Below are 13,810 nucleotides of genomic sequence, written 5' to 3'. Positions count from 1 at the left end.
GCCCTCAGCAGGATGACGGACGTAACCGAACGGCACGTCCAGCGAGGTATTCATGATCGTCATCACCGCTCCCACCGGGAACATCGGCCGTCACCTGCTCTCCCGGCTCCTGGAGTCCGCCCCCGCCGCGGGCGAGGAACTGCGCGTGATCGTGCGCGACCCGGCCCGGCTGCCGGCCGGCGCGCGCGACCGCGTCGAGGTGGTCACCGGCTCGCACGGGGACGCCGAGACCGTCGACCGGGCCTTCGCCGGCGCGGACGCCGTCTTCTGGCTGGTCCCCCCGGACGCCGCCCTGACCCCGCACGACGCGTACCTGACCTTCTCCCGCCCCGCCGTCGACGCACTCGCCAAGCACGGTGTCGGCCATGTCGTCGGCGTCTCCGCGCTCGGCCGCGGCACCCCGCTCGCCGACCGCGCCGGCCTGGTCACCACCTCCCTCGCCCTGGACGACCTCCTCGCCGGCAGCGGGGCCGCCTACCGCGCCCTGGCCAACCCGTCGTTCTTCGAGAACCTCTTGGAGGAGGCCGACTCGATCCGCGAGAACGGCGTCTTCACCGACTTTGTCGACCCCGACCGCAAGGCCCCGCTCGTCGCCGCCGCCGACATCGCGGCAGCCGCCGAGAGCCTGCTGCTGGACCGCTCGTGGACCGGCACCGGCAGCGTCCCGGTCCTCGGACCGCGGGACCTGTCCCCGAACGACCTGGCCCGCATCATGACCGAACAGCTCGGCCGCCCCGTCCGCTACGCGCACCAGCCGCTCGACGAGCTGTACACCACCCTCGTCGGCTACGGCCTCGACAAGACGTTCGTCCAGGGCATCGTCGACATGAAGCGAGCCAAGGACGAAGGCCTCGACGCCGGCGTCACCCGCACCCCTGACACCGCCTCGCCCACCGACTTCGAGCACTGGTGCGCCCAGACCCTCAAGCCCGCCGTCCGCTCCTGAACCCCGGAACCGTCTCTCCTGAACCCCGGGACCGTCTCTCCTGAGTCCCGGAACCGCGACACCCATCGGAGGAACCCCATGTCCACTACGCCAACCGCTCCGCCGGTCACCGCGTTCATGCTGGTCAAGACCACGCAGGAATGGCTCGCCCTGAGCGTCCAGCAGCGTATCGACGCCTTCACCACCCAGGTCCTGCCGGTCATCGAGGCCAAGACCAAGGGCGTGCGGTCACGCTTCTACGACACCGAGTTCTACTCCGCCCGCGTCACCGACGTGTGGGTGTGGGAGGCCGACGACCACCAGGCCTACCAGCTCCTCGTCGACGCGCTGCGCGAAACCCCTTTCTGGGACCGCTACTTCGAGGTCGTCGACCTCCTCGTCGGCACCGAGAACGCTTACGCCCGCACCTATGGCGTCGACCCCGTCGCCACCGTCACCACCTGACGGACGCTAGTCCCTCAGCGGCTTGAGGCAGAGGGACCGCTCGCCGGTCGCGCTGTACTCGGGGTAGGCGATGTAGGCCCCGGCCGGGCAGGAGTCGTCGTCCGGGTCCAGCACGCGGTACTGGGCGGCGGCCGAACCGCACGGCTCGGGGCTCAGGTCCTGCTCCGGCCAGTCGGCGTCGTTGCGGGCGCAGGAGCCGACCGTCAGCGCCGGCGAACCGTCGCCGGGACCGGCCACCAGGCCGATGACCAGCAGCACGGGCACGGCGAGCACCACCAGTGCGACCAGGCCCAGCGGGATCAGCGCGATGATGCCCTGCGGTCGCCTGAACACCGGCTTGCCCGGGTCCAGCGGCGGCCGGTGCCCGGCGGCGACCGGCGCCGGAATCCGGCGGATCGCGGCCAGCGCGCCAAGGTTGGCCAGCAGGGTGAACGGTGTGATCACCACCGACAGCGGCCCCCACCAGCCCTGGACCAGGGTGTCGGCCTGCATCTGACGGAACACGGCCAGCGCGCAGGGCCGGCAGAACATGCCCTGCCGCCGCAGGAACCGCATCACCACCACCATGCCCTGGTGCCCGCGCACCGTCACCGGCGCGGCGGGCACCGCCCCGCACAGCTGGCAGGCCGCCGGCGGCGGGGCGCCGTACTGATACTGATACGGCAACTGATAGGGCGCGTACGGCTGTTGGTACGGCCCGGGCACCGGCGGATACGGCCCCGGTATCGGCTGGTGCTGGTACCCGGGGTGCCGGTACCCGGGGTGCGGTGGCGGCGGCGTGCTCAACTGGGGCCTCTCGGAGGGGATCTGCTCGGTCACCGGTCGTCTGACCGGCACCGCACCCTACTCGGCCCCCCGGCGCCGCCCGCCCCTTACTCGGCCAGTTCCCTCGGCAGCGGCGCCGCGTGCGTGACGATCAGGCCGGACACCGCGCGGGTCAGCGCCACGTACAGGCGGCGCAGCCCGGTGCGTTCGTCCGGTTCGCCGTCCACCACCGCCCGCGGCTCGTCCAGGACCACGTAGTCGTACTCCAGGCCCTTGGCGAGCGAGGCCGGGACCAGGGTGAGGCGGGTCTCGCGGGTGGTCTCCTCACCCGGCGCCAGATGACCGATCCCGGCGGCGGCGAGGGCCTCGGCCAGCGCCGGGACGCGGGCGTCGGCGGCGATCAGACCGGTCGAGCCCTCGCGGCGCAGCAACTCCTCGCAGGCGGCGATGACTTCGGCCGTCCCGCTGCCGTCCCGGACCTCGAAGAAGCCCGGGTTCTCCCGGACCGAGGCGACGGGGGCGAGGCCGGGCGCGATGTGCGGCAGCAGCCGGGAGGCGTAGGCGATGACGTCGGTGGGGACGCGGAAACCGGCCGTCAGCTCCTCGATGTGGCCGTCCCGCTTGCCCAGGTGGGCCAGCGCCTCGTCCCAACTCCGGGTCGCCCACGGGGTGGTGCCCTGCGCCAGGTCGCCGAGGACGGTCGCGCTGCCGGTGGTGCAGCGCCGGCCGACGGCCCGGTACTGCATGGGGGACAGGTCCTGCGCCTCGTCCAGCACCACATGGCCGAGCGAGTGCGTGCGCTGGACCAGGTCGGTGGCCTCGTCGATCAACACCGCGTCCGCCGGGGACCACTTGGCCGACTTGACGCTCCGCACGGGCTTCGCCCACAGGATCGTCTTCCGTTCGTCCTCGCTCAGGATCCCGTCCGCGTGCTCGGCGAGGAAGTCCGCGTCCGTCAGCAGCCGCAGCACCAGCTTGGCCGGGTCGACGGGCGGCCAGCTCTCCTTGACGGCCGCCTTCACCGCGCTGTTGCGGGCCACCGCGTCCTGCACCCGGTCGTCCGGCGCCTCCCCGGCCCGCTCCATCCGCACCAGCACCGCGTGCGCGATCCGCTGTGGCAGGGCCTCGCGGGCGGCGCCGTACCGGATATCGCGGGTTAGCAACTCCCGTACCAGCTCCTCCAGTTCGTGTGCCGGGACCCGCCAGCGCCGGGAGCCGCGCACCACCACGACCGGCTCGGTGGGGATACGCACGTGGGAGTACAGGGCCCGGCGCAGCACCTCGGCCATCCGGGCGTCGCCCTTGACGACCGCGGCGGCGGCGTCGTCCGCGCCGCGCACCTCCACGTGCCCGACCAGGTCGTCCACGGTGGCCTGCGCCACGGCCAGCTCGCCGAGCGCCGGGAGCACCTGCTCGATGTAGTGCAGGAAGGACCGGTTCGGCCCGATGACCAGGGTCCCGGTGCGGGCCAGCCGCTCCCGGTGCGCGTACAGCAGGTACGCCACCCGGTGCAGGCCGACGGCCGTCTTCCCGGTGCCCGGACCGCCCTGCACGCACACCGTGCCGCCGAGTCCGCTGCGGACGATCTCGTCCTGCTCGGGCTGGATGGTGGCGACGATGTCCCGCATCGGGCCGACGCGCGGGCGCTCGATCTCCCGCTGGAGCAGCTTGCTGGTGGTGGCCGCCTCCGCCGGGTCGGACAGGTGCTCGTCCTCGTAGGCGGTCAGCTCGCCGCCGGTGTACCCGAAGCGGCGGCGCAGCCCGACGTCCATCGGGTCCTTCCTGGACGCCCGGTAGAACGGCTGCGAGACCGGCGCGCGCCAGTCGATGACCATCGGGTCGCCGCCGGCGTCGTGCACGTGCCGGCGCCCGATGTAGAACTGCTCGCCCCCGGCCCCCTCGGCCTGCTCGGCGCCGGGCGCGTGCAGGTAGTCCAGCCGCCCGAAGAAGAGGGGGGTGTGGCTGAGGTCGGCGAGGGCCTTGACGCGCTCCTCGATCTGGCGGGAGAGCACCTCGGCGTTCACCCAGTTCGCGGTGACGTCACGGATGTCCAGCGCCTCGACGTCCTCGCGCATGGCACGCAGGGCGGAACGGGAGGCGGCGAGGTGGGAGCGCTCTCGGGACAGCGGGCCCTTGGGGTCGTCGAGCGGGTCGTCGAGCGGGTCGTGGCCGGTCGGGCCGTGTACGGGCGTGTCCTGGGCGGGCATGGACAAGGGGGTGCCTCCGTGGGGCCTGCTGCGCGGCTGTGACGACGGTGCCGTCCGGTTTCCGGCCGGGCGGCGGCGCTCCGGGAGGGAGGCGGGCAAGAGCGGAGATCTTAGGTGAGGGGCGGCGCGGAAAGCCAATGGATTTACGGCCGGGTAGCCGCGGGCCGCGCGACCCCTAGGGGACGGGGACCGGGCGGTGTAGCGGCCGGCTCCACCCGCAGGCGCAGAGGAATGGCCCCGGAATTGGACCCGGAGACCGATACCCCTCTGCCGCCCGAAGTTCCACCATGGAGTCATGAGCGCCGCAACCTTCCAACCAGCTTCCGGTCGTCCCCCGTCGGGTGCCACCGCCGTGGTCGACCCCCCTCGTCACCTCCTGGGCAACGCCCTGCGCGCCGTCAAGGTGTTCGCGGAGGCCGCGTTCGGTGTCGTGATCCTCGGTGAGTACGGCGAGGAGGCGGGCATACGCCGCGGGTGACCGCATAGGGTCGCGTCCGTGCGGAAACGGACGGCGCTGCCTGCCCTGTCGGCCACCGGCCCTGCCCGGCTCCCACCCACCCGCGCCCGCTTCCTCACCCTCACTCTCTCCCCGTCCCTCTCACTCCCCCTGCTCGCCCTCTCCCTCGCCGGCTTCACCACGCTGTGCGTCCTGCGCGGCGCACCCATGGCCGACCTCCTCGTCTACCGCGCCGAGGGCGCCGCCGTGGCCCACGGCACCGATCTGTACGGCTTCACGGTCACCCGGTGGCACCTCCCCGCCACCTATCCGCCCTTCGCGGCGATCCTCTTCGTCCCGGCCTCCTGGCTCCCGCTGCCGCTGCTGAAGGCGATCTTCCTCGCGGGCAACGCGCTCCTGCTCGCGTGGCTGATCGCCCTCTCCGCCCGGCTGGCCGGCCGCACGATCGCCCTGCCCGCCCTGTGCACGGCCACGGCCCTCGCCCTGTGGCTGGAACCGGTCTTCCAGACCCTGCTGTTCGGACAGATCAACCTGGCCGTGACCTGCCTGGTGCTGTGGGACCTCACCCGCCCCCCGACCGCCCGGGGACGCGGGGTGGCCCTCGGCATCGCGGCCGGCGTGAAGCTGACCCCGGCCGTCTTCGTGCCGTACCTGCTGCTGACGGGGCGGATGCGGGAGGCGGCCACGGCGACGGCGGCCTTCGCGGGCACGGTCCTGCTCGGCGCCCTGCCGCTGCCCTCGGCGAGCGTCGAGTTCTGGACCCGGCGGCTGTTCGAGACCGGGCACGTCGGCAAGGGGTGGATCGTGGACAACCAGTCCCTGCGGGGGCTGCTGGCCCGGGTCCTGCACGACCCGGCGCCGGGGCCGGCCTGGGCGGTTCCGGCGGTGGCCGTGGGGGTGGCGGGGCTGTGGCTGGCGGCCCGCTCGGGCGCGGACCGGTACGGCGTCCCGCTCACCGCGGGCACGGCCCTGCTGGTCTGCCCGATCAGCTGGTCCCACCACTGGGTGTGGTGCGTGCCGCTGCTGGCGGTGCTGCTCGCCGAACGCCGGACGCTGCTCGCGGCCCTCACCGCGGCGGTGTTCACGGCCCGCACCCTGTGGCTGGTGCCCCACCAGGGCGACCGCGACCTGCGGCTGCCGTGGTGGCAGCAGCCGCTCGCGTCGCCGTACCCGCTGCTGGGCCTCGCCCTGCTGGCGGGCGCGGCGCTCGCGACGGCTCAGCCGGTGCCCTCGGCGAGGATGTCGTCGGCGTCCACGATCCGGTAGGCGTAGCCCTGCTCGGCCAGGAAGCGCTGGCGGTGCGCGGCGAAGTCCTGGTCGAGGGTGTCGCGAGCGACGACCGAGTAGAAGTGCGCCTGGTGTCCGTCGGCCTTCGGGCGCAGCACCCGGCCGAGCCGCTGGGCCTCCTCCTGCCGGGAGCCGAAGGTGCCGGACACCTGGATGGCGACGGTCGCCTCGGGCAGGTCGATGGAGAAGTTGGCGACCTTGGAGACGACGAGCACGCTGATCTCGCCCTCACGGAAGGCGTCGAAGAGCTTCTCGCGCTGGGCGTTGGACGTCTCGCCCTTGATCACCGGGGCGCCGAGGTGCTCGCCCAGCTCGTCCAGCTGGTCGATGTACTGCCCGATGACGAGGATCTGCTGCCCGGCGAACCGGCGCACCAGCGCCTCCGTCACCTTCCGCTTGGTGGCGGTGGTGGCACAGAAGCGGTACTTCTCCTCGGTCTCGGCGGTGGCGTAGGCGAGCCGCTCGGAGTCGGTGAGGTTGACCCGGACCTCGACGCAGTCGGCGGGTGCGATGTAGCCCTGCGCCTCGATCTCCTTCCAGGGGGCGTCGAAGCGCTTGGGCCCGATCAGCGAGAACACGTCGGACTCGCGGCCGTCCTCCCGGACCAGGGTGGCGGTGAGTCCCAGCCGGCGCCGGGCCTGGAGGTCGGCGGTGAACTTGAAGACAGGAGCGGGAAGCAGATGCACCTCGTCGTAGACGATCAGACCCCAGTCCCGGGAGTCGAACAGCTCCAGGTGCGGGTAGACGCCCTTCCGCCGGGTGGTGAGGACCTGGTAGGTGGCGATGGTGACGGGCCGGATCTCCTTCTTCGTCCCGCTGTACTCGCCGATCTCCTCCTCGGTGAGCGTGGTCCGCTTCACCAGCTCGTGCTTCCACTGCCGGGCGGAGACGGTGTTGGTGACCAGGATCAGCGTGGTCGACTTGGCCTGCGCCATCGACCCGGCGCCGACCAGCGTCTTGCCGGCGCCGCAGGGCAGGACGACGACACCGCTGCCGCCGTGCCAGAAGTTCTCCACGGCCTGCTTCTGGTACGGCCGGAGGTTCCAGCCGTCCTCCAGCAGCTCGATCGGGTGCGCCTCGCCGTCCACGTATCCGGCGAGGTCCTCGGCGGGCCAGCCCAGCTTGAGCAGGGTCTGCTTGATCTGCCCGCGCTCGGAGGGGTGCACGGCGACCGTGTCCGGGTCGATGCGGGCGCCGACCAGCGGGGCGATCCGCTTGGACTTCAGCACCTCCTCCAGGACCGGCCGGTCGGTGGTGGTGAGCACCAGGCCGTGCGCGGGGTGCTTGCTGAGGGTGAGCCGCCCGTAGCGGTCCATCGTGTCGGCGATGTCCACGAGCAGCGCGTGCGGCACCGGGTACCGGCTGAACTGCACGAGCGCGTCCACGACCTGCTCGGCGTCGTGCCCGGCCGCCCGCGCGTTCCACAGACCGAGCGGCGTCACCCGGTAGGTGTGGATGTGCTCCGGGGCCCGCTCCAGCTCGGCGAAGACCGCGATGGCCCGACGGCACTCGTCGGCCCGCTCGTGGTCGACTTCCAGGAGCAGGGTCTTGTCGGACTGGACGATGAGAGGACCGTTCACCTACGCACTTCCCTTCCGCGCATTCCGCGCCCGGTCAAACGTCCAGTGTGCCTCATCGGCGGACGATCACCGGGGGCTCGGCGAACAAGGGGCCCGCGCAACCTCCACCCTCTCTCGCGGGTCTTGTCCGGGGGGAGGACGAGGGGGCAGGGATGTCACTGGGCAGATGGGCCGTCGGGGTGGGCGCCCTCGTGGTGCTGGCCGCCACCGGGGCCTGGGCGAAGTGGCCGGCGGACACCGGTGCCGGCCGGCAGGTCGACGCCCGGCTGTGGAGCGGGATACGGCCGGTGCTGGAGGCCGGGCTCGAAGCGGGGAACCGGGGCTCCGGATACGGCGGGACGCACCCCGGCCTCGGCGCCCGCTGGTTCTGCCGGGCCGAGCCGCTCGCGCTGCGCGAGCACGGCACCGAGGTGTGGGCGGACGTCGACACGCTGTGCGTCGAGTACGGGGTGCGCGGGGGCGCCCTGGTGGGGTGCGGTGGCGAGCAGGTGCCCCAGGTGGTGCGGCTGGCCCGGAAGGCGGACGGCGGCTACCGGCTGCCGGCCCGCGAGGAGGCACCGGACGGCGCCGGGAACGCGAGCCGGACCCAGGCGCACTTCGGCCGGGCCGCCGGGTACGCGGTGGAGGAGCCGATGGACTCCGCCGGCCTGGAGCGCGCGGCCCGCACCCACTTCGGCCTGCCCGCGGACGCACCGGTCCGGGACTGCTGAGGAGTGGCCGGTGCCGTCAGTCGTCGGCCAGTTCGGCGACGCCCGTGATCCGGTGCAGGGGGTAGGTGCGGACCTCGTCGGCCGTGTGGTCGTACGCCGTCACGAAGCCGCCCTCGACCCGGATCGGGGCGATGACGCGCTGGCTGGCGGTGCCCTCGGCGTTGACGTAGCCGATCCACAGGGACTCGCCGGTGAGGACGGCGGCCTGCACGGTGGCCAGGGTCTCGGCGGAGGAGGTGCGCGGCAGTTCGCCGGAGGCCGCGGGGGCGCCGGTGTCCTTGCGTGGGGTGGTGGCGGCCAGGTCGCCGGCCCGGATCGCGCGGATGGCCGCCGCGAGCAGGATGCCGTCGGGCGGCGGGGGCCCGTCCGGCACCGGCTCGGGGGCGGTGCGCGGCGGGGTGCGGTGGGCGTGCGCCCGGGTGATGACGACATCGCCCTCGGCGGACTCGGCGGCCGGCGCGTAGCCCAGGGCGCGCAGCCCCTCCAGCAGCGCCGCCGGGTCGGACTGGGTGGCCAGCACGGTCGGGGCGAGACGGCGCAGGCGCAGGGCGGCGCCGCGCTTGTCGGCGAGAATCTCGTTCAGCAGCGCGTCGTCGTCGCAGCGCACGTAGGCCGAGGCCGCGCCGACTCGCAGCCGGCCGTGCTTGCGGGCCACGTCGTCGATCAGGTAGGCCAGCGGCTGCGGTACCGGGGTGCGGGAGTGCTCGGCGAGGAAGGCGTGCAGGTCGGTGGCGGTGCGCCCGGCGTCCAGGGCGCGGCGTACGGAGGCGGGGGTGAAGCGGTAGACGGTCGCGCCGCCCTTGGACTCGACGTCGGCGAGCACCCCGAGCATGTCGGCGAGCGGCCGTTCCAGCGGGCCCGGCGCGACCGCCGTCAGGTCGGCTTGGAGCAGCACGTGGTCCAGCGGTTCGGGCAGCAGCGGGGCGAGCAGCCGTACCGCCGCGCCGGTGGCCACGGCCTGGTCGGCGGGGGAGAGGGGTGCGAGGACGGGGGCGTGGGCGGGTGCCCGGTGGTGGTGCACGGGAAGCTTGTCGCCGGGGCCGGTCGCAGCGTCGTCGGCCGTCGCCGGCGCGGTCACCGCGGGGGCCGGTGGCGCGCCGAGCAGGGCCCGGCCGTGGGCGGACAGGGCGCCGCGTCCGGTCACGCCCAGCAGCTCCGCCTCCGCCAGGGTCCAGCGGGCCAGCCGGGAGCGCGGGTCGTCCTCGCGCCGGGATCCGCGCAGGGGGCGTTCCCAGCGCAGCCGGGCCAGGACCGACTCGGTGTCCGGGGCGGTGCCGTGCGCGAGCGCGGCCAGCAGGGTCAGCACCCGGTGCCGTACCTCGGGCGCGGCCGAGCGGTCCAGGCCGGGGCCGAGCGCGGAGAGCGCCCGGTCCTTGGCGTCCCGGCCGCCGACCAGCCCCGGGGTGCGGGTGCCGGACAGCCAGGTCTCCGCGAGCAGACCCCAGCGTTCGGCGGGGGGCCGCTCCAGCCACTCGTCGTAGACGGGGGTGGCGGCGTACCGCTCGTCGGCCTCGCCGTCGGAGGCCAGCAGCCCGGCCGCGTAGGCCAGCTCGACCCAGAACGCGGCGACGGGTTCGGACGCGTCGAGGGCGACGGCGGTCCGCTTCAGGTCGCGCACGCTCAGACCCCCGGCCCGCAGCACCGCCGGACCGCCCTCGTCCCAGTCCTTCAGCAGCTCCTCGACGGTGGCCAGCGCGGTGTAGGCCTGCCCGGCCGCCGTCGCGTCCACCACCTGGGGGCTGTGCGCGGCGGCCGGTTCCACGGCGGGCGGCAGCGGCTCGGGCGTCCGGTGCGCGCGGCCCTCGCGCAGGTGCAGGGCGACCTCGCGGGGCAGGACGACCGTGCCGGGCGCGGTCGGCAGCAGCAGGCCCCGGTCCAGCAGCCAGCGCAGATGGGCGGCCGGGTCGGCGGTGACCTGGCCGTAGGGCGGACCCCAGACCAGCCGGCCCAGCACCTCGCGGGCCGCGTCGGGGGCGCCGGCGAGCAGCTTGGCCATCTTCCTGCGCCGGCCGAACAGGCCGGTCAGCGCGGCCACGGCGGACACCGAGTCGTGCGTCGAGGGCAGCCCGGCCGCCGCCACGATCTCCTGGATACGGCCCGGCGACATGCCCGAGGTGGCCTCCTGCACGGTCGGCCCGAGACCGGTCGGGGAGGGGTGCTGCGGCGACGGCGCGAGCAGTTCCCGGGCGGTGCGCACGAGCCGGAGCCGCTCGTCGTCCCCCCACACCAGGGCCTGTTCGCGCAGGGTGGCGACGGCACGTGGCAGCGCGGCGGCCACGGTCTCGTCCCCCGCGTCCCCGGCCATCAGCCCGAGCAGCGTCGGGTACGGCGCCGGGTCCGGGGCCACGGCCAGGGCCTCCGCCGTCTGCAGCGCGAACCGGTCCAGGCGCTCCAGGGCGCGCAGCACCGAGGCCCGGGTGCCGGCGCGGGTGGCGAGCTGCGTGAGGTCGGTGGGGACCGGGGTGATGAGGTCCGGACGGCTGCGCAGCAGCGCGCCCAGCGAGGCGTCGTCCCGGGAGCGGAGCGCTTCGGCGAGGGAGCGGGGGGCTGAGTGGGCCTCTTGGCTCATCCGGCCAACGGTAGCGGACAACCCTGTCCGGCCGGAGACGGTACGGTCCTCAGCGGGGTATCAGTCGGCGCACCCCGGAGGGGTCCCGTGGGGATTGAGAGCGACCAGGTCGTCTACGAGTATCTGTCCCGCGTCGGGGACATCGCCCAGCAGCGGCAGTTGCCCTCGGGCACCCGGATGCGGCTGGTCTCGGAGCTGCGCAACGAGATCGACCGGCAGCGGTCCCGGACGACCGTGGACTCGCCGGACGCGGTGCGGCGCATCCTGGACCACCTGGGCAGCCCGGACGACGTGGTCGAGGCGGCGGGCGGCAGGGGCACCGCCGGGAGCGGTGGCCTGGTGGCGCCCTCCACCTCCGTCCCCGCCCAGCCGGAACCGCCGACACGCGAACGACCGGCGCGGGAACGGCCGGCGCCGGAGCGGCCGAAGGGCCTGCGCCGGGTGGTCCCGCGGCCCCGCCCGCCGGCCACCCCCGCCCCGCCCGAGCCGACGGCTCCGCCGCATCTCGCCGCCGCGCACGAGCTGGGCGACAGCGTGGCCTCGCCCGACTGGTGGCGGCTCGGTGGCTCCGGCACGCTGCCCCTCGGGGAGATCGACCAGGTGCCCGGGTTCGTCGGGGGCGTCGAGATCCCGGAACTGCTGAGGCGTCCGCCGCGCGAGGTGGCCGAGAAGGAGGAGAAGCCCACGGAGGCCGAGCCGGTGGCGGTGCCGCGCCGGGGCCTGTTCCGACGCGGGTCGGCTGCGGCGGCCGAGGGTGCCGTCGCCTCCCGCCGGCTGCTGCCGGCCCCCGCCGCCGGCTGGTCCAACCCCCTCCTGCTGCTGGCCGCCGCCGCGCTGGTCGTCGGGGCGGTGCTCGGCAACTGGTTCGCGCTGCTGCTGGGCTGGGCGATCGCCTACGGCTCCCGTCGGCTGACCCCGGCCGAGACCAAGTGGGCGGTGATGGTCCTGCCGGGCGCGGCGGTGGCCGGCGGCCTGCTGTGGCTGTGGGGCCGCGACACCGGGCGCTGGGGCGCCCCGATCACCCACGGCCACATGTCCGCCGCCCTCACCGAGACCTGGCCCTGGGTGGTCCGAGCGGCGGCCGTCACTTCGGCGGCATACCTGGCCTGGCGCTCCCAACGAGCCCGCTGAGCGCTCTCGGCTGCGGGCGCGTGGCGGCTGGCCGCGCAGTTCCCCGCGCCCCTGAGGTCGTGGGTTGCGGAGGTGCGTTTTCGGGTGCGGGCCCGTCGTGGTCGCTCGCGCAGTTCCCCGCGCCCCTGGCGGGGTTGCAGGCGACGTCGGCCGCAGAAGAACCCGCACCTCCCGGCACGCGGCGCCCGGTCCCAGCCCAGGGGCGCGGGGAACTGCGCGACCAGCCACAGCCCACCCGCACCCGGCAACGCACGGCACCCCCCACAATGAACCCCATGGCTACCCTCACCGTCGGCTTCGACCTGGACATGACGCTCATCGACTCCCGGCCAGGGATCCGCGCCTGCTACCTGGCGCTGTCGGAGCGGACCGGCACCTACATCGACGCCGATCTCGCGGTGACCCGGCTGGGCCCGCCCCTCGCGGAGGAGCTGGTGAACTGGTTCCCGGCACAGGAGGTGCCGGCGATGGCCGAGCTGTACCGGGGGATGTACCCGGGGATAGCCGTCACCGCGACCCCGGCGATGCCCGGCGCCCGGGAGGCGATCGACGCGGTGCGGGCGGCCGGCGGACGGACGATGGTGGTGACGGCGAAGTACGAGCCGAACGCCAAGCTGCACCTGGCCCACCTCGGCATCGAGCCGGACGTGGTCGTGGGCGACCTGTGGGCCGAGCAGAAGGCGGTGGCCCTGCGCGAGCACGGAGCGACGGTGTACGTCGGCGATCACGTCGGAGACGTCCGCGGAGCCCGCAGCGCGGACGCCCTGTCGGTGGCCGTGGCGACCGGCCCCTGCCCCGCCGAGGAGCTGCGCGCGGCCGGTGCCGACGTCGTCCTGGACGACCTGCGTGCCTTCCCGGCCTGGCTGGCCGGTTACCGCGAAGCGCCCTACCGAGAAGCGCCCCGCGCCTGACGCCGCCCCGCCGCCACCGACCGGAGGACCCCCGCTCCGGCGATGAGGAAGCCGACGGCCATGAGCATGCTCAAGCCGAACATGTAGGTCGGAAAAGGCTTCGCGTGGAGGAAGAGCGGGGCCACCGTGACGAGGGTGGCCAGCGCGCCGAGGAAGAAGATGACGGCACCGGCGCGGATCAGCCCGTCTCCGGGCGCGGCGGCGGAATTCGTTTGGGTTTTGTCACGCACCCCACCAGGGTAGTTCCTGCGCGAGAGAACAACCGGGGGACGTCTTGTCACCCGCCCGAACACCGTTAGCCTTGACAGCGCTTGGTAGGGGCGGGTCATGAGCGACCCGCTCCATTGCTATCAAGAGCCGTTTCCGAGCAGTTTTCCGACGAGTACGAGGACGAGGACAGACGTGCCTACCGGCAAGGTCAAGTGGTTCAACAGCGAGAAGGGCTTCGGCTTTCTCTCCCGTGACGACGGCGGTGACGTCTTCGTCCATTCCTCGGTTCTCCCCGCCGGAGTCGAAGCGCTCAAGCCGGGACAGCGCGTGGAGTTCGGTGTCGTCGCCGGTCAGCGCGGTGACCAGGCGTTGTCGGTGACCGTGCTCGACCCCACGCCCTCGGTCGCCGCCGCCCAGCGCCGGAAGCCGGATGAGCTGGCCTCGATCGTCCAGGATTTGACGACCCTTCTGGAGAACATCACCCCGATGCTGGAGAAGGGCCGCTATCCGGACAAGACCTCCGGCAAGAAGATCGCCGGTCTGCTGCGCGCGGTCGCGGACCAGTTGGACGTGTGATCCGGATAATCCGGATT

13 protein-coding genes are annotated in these 13,810 nt (G+C 73.9%); 8 read left to right on the top strand and 5 right to left on the bottom strand.

From position 1 onward, the window contains the following. The first annotated feature begins 52 nt into the window (after positions 1-52). Positions 53-946, top strand: coding sequence for an NAD(P)H-binding protein (locus NX794_RS04165; protein ID WP_258776753.1), 894 nt, complete (start codon positions 53-55; stop codon positions 944-946). A 78-nt stretch (positions 947-1,024) separates the two neighbouring features. Beyond that, entirely contained in the window at positions 1,025-1,390 is a 366-nt protein-coding gene (locus NX794_RS04160; protein WP_258776752.1) for a darcynin family protein, read from the top strand. A gap of 6 nt (positions 1,391-1,396) precedes the next feature. Here NX794_RS04160 and NX794_RS04155 read toward each other — a convergent pair whose 3' ends face one another. Next, positions 1,397-2,056 carry an LppU/SCO3897 family protein gene (locus NX794_RS04155; protein ID WP_258776751.1) on the bottom strand — a complete coding sequence of 220 codons (660 nt, stop codon included), beginning with the start codon at positions 2,054-2,056 and terminating at the stop codon, positions 1,397-1,399. A gap of 206 nt (positions 2,057-2,262) precedes the next feature. Then, positions 2,263-4,362, bottom strand: coding sequence for a HelD family protein (locus NX794_RS04150; protein WP_428985845.1), 2,100 nt, complete (start codon positions 4,360-4,362; stop codon positions 2,263-2,265). Between the two features lie 295 nt (positions 4,363-4,657). Here NX794_RS04150 and NX794_RS04145 point away from each other — a divergent pair, with 295 nt between their 5' ends. Beyond that, entirely contained in the window at positions 4,658-4,840 is a 183-nt protein-coding gene (locus NX794_RS04145; protein WP_258776750.1) for a hypothetical protein, read from the top strand. Between the two features lie 129 nt (positions 4,841-4,969). After that, complete coding sequence (locus NX794_RS04140; protein WP_428985850.1) at positions 4,970-6,085, top strand: glycosyltransferase 87 family protein; 1,116 nt, start codon at positions 4,970-4,972, stop codon at positions 6,083-6,085. Here NX794_RS04140 and NX794_RS04135 read toward each other — a convergent pair. Continuing rightward, positions 6,037-7,686, bottom strand: a complete 1,650-nt coding sequence (locus NX794_RS04135; RefSeq protein ID WP_258776749.1) for a DNA repair helicase XPB — start codon at positions 7,684-7,686, stop codon at positions 6,037-6,039. The genes NX794_RS04140 and NX794_RS04135 overlap by 49 nt on opposite strands. A gap of 152 nt (positions 7,687-7,838) precedes the next feature. Between NX794_RS04135 and NX794_RS04130 the strand changes: the two genes are divergently transcribed. Further along, the gene (locus NX794_RS04130) at positions 7,839-8,396 is read left to right on the top strand and encodes a hypothetical protein (protein WP_258776748.1); all 558 of its coding nucleotides are present in this window, start codon (positions 7,839-7,841) and stop codon (positions 8,394-8,396) included. A gap of 16 nt (positions 8,397-8,412) precedes the next feature. On the opposite strand, the gene NX794_RS04125 is transcribed toward NX794_RS04130, so the two are convergent. After that, positions 8,413-10,965, bottom strand: a complete 2,553-nt coding sequence (locus tag NX794_RS04125; protein WP_258776747.1) for a helicase C-terminal domain-containing protein — start codon at positions 10,963-10,965, stop codon at positions 8,413-8,415. 87 nt (positions 10,966-11,052) lie between these two features. On the opposite strand from NX794_RS04125, the gene NX794_RS04120 reads away from it, so the two are divergent. Together NX794_RS04120 and NX794_RS04115 are read left to right on the top strand one after the other, a co-directional pair. Further along, entirely contained in the window at positions 11,053-12,096 is a 1,044-nt protein-coding gene (locus tag NX794_RS04120; protein ID WP_258776746.1) for a hypothetical protein, read from the top strand. Positions 12,097-12,362: 266 nt separating this feature from the next. After that, the gene (locus NX794_RS04115) at positions 12,363-13,007 is read left to right on the top strand and encodes an HAD family hydrolase (protein WP_258776745.1); all 645 of its coding nucleotides are present in this window, start codon (positions 12,363-12,365) and stop codon (positions 13,005-13,007) included. Here NX794_RS04115 and NX794_RS04110 read toward each other — a convergent pair. Then, positions 12,983-13,237: a hypothetical protein gene (locus NX794_RS04110; RefSeq protein WP_258776743.1), complete on the bottom strand. Its 255-nt coding sequence runs from the start codon at positions 13,235-13,237 to the stop codon at positions 12,983-12,985. The genes NX794_RS04115 and NX794_RS04110 overlap by 25 nt on opposite strands. Before the next feature lie 172 nt (positions 13,238-13,409). Here NX794_RS04110 and NX794_RS35865 point away from each other — a divergent pair, with 172 nt between their 5' ends. After that, a complete protein-coding gene (locus tag NX794_RS35865) occupies positions 13,410-13,793 on the top strand; it encodes a cold-shock protein (RefSeq protein ID WP_309505959.1) in 384 nt (127 codons plus the stop codon). Positions 13,794-13,810 lie beyond the last annotated feature (17 nt).

Source organism: Streptomyces pyxinicus, assembly GCF_024753135.1.
GTDB lineage: Bacteria > Actinomycetota > Actinomycetes > Streptomycetales > Streptomycetaceae > Streptomyces > Streptomyces pyxinicus.
This window is presented reverse-complemented; position numbering and strand designations above follow the sequence as displayed.

Bases quoted from the DNA above. Each gene is read 5' to 3' on its own strand.
- NX794_RS04165 (WP_258776753.1), top strand. From the start codon at position 53: ATGATCGTCATCACCGCTCCCACCGGGAACATCGGCCGTCACCTGCTC.
- NX794_RS04160 (WP_258776752.1), top strand. From the start codon at position 1,025: ATGTCCACTACGCCAACCGCTCCGCCGGTCACCGCGTTCATGCTGGTC.
- NX794_RS04150 (WP_428985845.1), bottom strand. From the start codon at position 4,362: ATGCCCGCCCAGGACACGCCCGTACACGGCCCGACCGGCCACGACCCG.
- NX794_RS04145 (WP_258776750.1), top strand. From the start codon at position 4,658: ATGAGCGCCGCAACCTTCCAACCAGCTTCCGGTCGTCCCCCGTCGGGT.
- NX794_RS04130 (WP_258776748.1), top strand. From the start codon at position 7,839: ATGTCACTGGGCAGATGGGCCGTCGGGGTGGGCGCCCTCGTGGTGCTG.
- NX794_RS04125 (WP_258776747.1), bottom strand. From the start codon at position 10,965: ATGAGCCAAGAGGCCCACTCAGCCCCCCGCTCCCTCGCCGAAGCGCTC.
- NX794_RS04115 (WP_258776745.1), top strand. From the start codon at position 12,363: ATGAACCCCATGGCTACCCTCACCGTCGGCTTCGACCTGGACATGACG.